The sequence below is a fragment of the Schnuerera sp. genome, assembly GCF_035459645.1.
Classification (GTDB): domain Bacteria; phylum Bacillota; class Clostridia; order Tissierellales; family Tepidimicrobiaceae; genus Schnuerera.
This window is the reverse complement of record NZ_DATHXO010000498.1, coordinates 1-1,729: the sequence shown is the minus strand read 5'-3', so window position 1 is coordinate 1,729 and position 1,729 is coordinate 1. Positions and strand designations below refer to the sequence as shown.

Below are 1,729 nucleotides of genomic sequence, written 5' to 3'. Positions count from 1 at the left end.
TAATACTTTCTTTAACCTATCATTTTTAAACATAGTATCCCTCCCAAAATTATCATCTCGTATATTATTGTATCATCATCTAAGGGGTACTTTCAAATGTTTTTAGATATTTCCATTTTAAACCAGTAAGATGGTAAATTAGTACCACCTATTCTATTATCCATTTGTTAGCATGGAAAAAGTCAGTATAAATACTTCCTATTCCCTAAAAATTGCTCTAATATTTATACCTTAAATTTTTAATTGCTATTGTTCCAATCCCATTATATGTATTATTCCATTCCAATATCAACTCAAATCTTATTTTTTGTACATTTTTTGTACTAATTTCAAAATCAATTGGATCTGACATTAACCTAACCCTTTCACTCTCATATAAAACATTGTCATTTTCATCATAGATCTTTATTTTGCCATTTACTCTCTTATCATCATCTGTAAAATCGTATTTTCTAAAATATGATGGAATATCATCTAACATAGATATTATACCCGATACACTTTTCGTCTCGCTAGGTAAAGTGTATATGATTGATTCTTTACGAAAATATATCTCATTGCCATTTTCATCCTGCCAATGGGGCAAACCATACACACCTTGAGCATACAAGGATATACCCTTTATATCTTCCCTAGTCTTTATATCTTTTGTTACTTTAGCAATTGGCTTTTTATAAAAAAATTTATTCTCATCTTGCTCTTCTCCAATAAAAATAGTTCCTGTTTTACCATCCCAAGTTACCTTTTTCCCCAACTCTTCACTTATATACCTTAATGGAACATAGGTGGTCCCTTCATAAATAATTTGTTATATTCTTACTCATTTGCGATTCCCTCCACATATAAGTTACATTTATTATATCATTAATTTACTCCCCTATTCAATAAAAAAGGATCCCTTTGGATTTTACTCCTTTGGGATCCTTCTATTATTTCACTCCTTTGATTACCCTTATCTCAACATCCTGTCTTTCAACTTTGTTATCAATTTCATCAACCTTTTTTTCAAGTGTAGTTAACTTTTCATAAGTTAATTTATATCCATCATATAAAGCTTTATGGTTTGTATCCATTTTGTGTTCAAGTCTAGCTATGGATTGATTTGTCTTATCTAAATCATCTTTTGTTGCTATATTTTCTTTCATTCCTTGCATTTCGCTATACATCTTTGTCATAAATTCAAATAATTGTTCATTTGTTATATTTGAATTTTCACCCAATCCGATCCCCTCCACATATATAAACTATATTTATTATACCATTAATTTAGCACCTTATTCAATATAGAAAACTATACAAATTTTTGAGTTAATAATTAGTCGCCAATCTTTAGTTTTGTGCATAAAAAAAGAACCCCGCTGGATTTCTCCATTGGGGTCCTTCTTTATCTCGTTAGCAAGTTTCGACAAAAGTCGGGTGGTACCCGGTACCTTTGCGATATAGGGCATATATCTCCTACATAGCTTACTACTGTCTTTTCTCCCTTACCATCTGCTATTAGATAATCTTTGAATGGTTGAAGTATTTCACTAGATGATATTTCATTAATAGTCACAGTTATCATCTTCTTTATCAAATGGATTCTCTCTTTGGAAGTAGTATATATCTCCTAGACCATTTAACCATCTTATATTATCAACTAATGTACTACCATGAAATATTGGAAAGTTATTAATATTGCTATATTCAATTATTTCATCATCTAATATTATGAATGATATTTCTATTC

The 1,729-nt window shown here is 29.7% G+C and carries 4 protein-coding genes; all 4 read right to left on the bottom strand.

Annotated elements, in window-relative coordinates; genetic code table 11:
* Positions 1–217: 217 nt before the first annotated feature.
* On the bottom strand, positions 218–802 hold the full coding sequence (locus tag VK998_RS11685; RefSeq protein ID WP_325228524.1) for a stalk domain-containing protein: 585 nt from the start codon (positions 800–802) through the stop codon (positions 218–220).
* 127 nt (positions 803–929) lie between these two features.
* Positions 930–1,220: a hypothetical protein gene (locus tag VK998_RS11680; protein WP_236910897.1), complete on the bottom strand. Its 291-nt coding sequence runs from the start codon at positions 1,218–1,220 to the stop codon at positions 930–932.
* Positions 1,221–1,384: 164 nt separating this feature from the next.
* The gene (locus tag VK998_RS11675) at positions 1,385–1,576 is read right to left on the bottom strand and encodes a hypothetical protein (RefSeq protein ID WP_325228522.1); all 192 of its coding nucleotides are present in this window, start codon (positions 1,574–1,576) and stop codon (positions 1,385–1,387) included.
* Positions 1,545–1,729 (bottom strand): hypothetical protein (locus VK998_RS11670; RefSeq protein WP_325228520.1); only part of this gene is annotated, 185 nt, incomplete at its 5' end. The genes VK998_RS11670 and VK998_RS11675, both read right to left, overlap by 32 nt.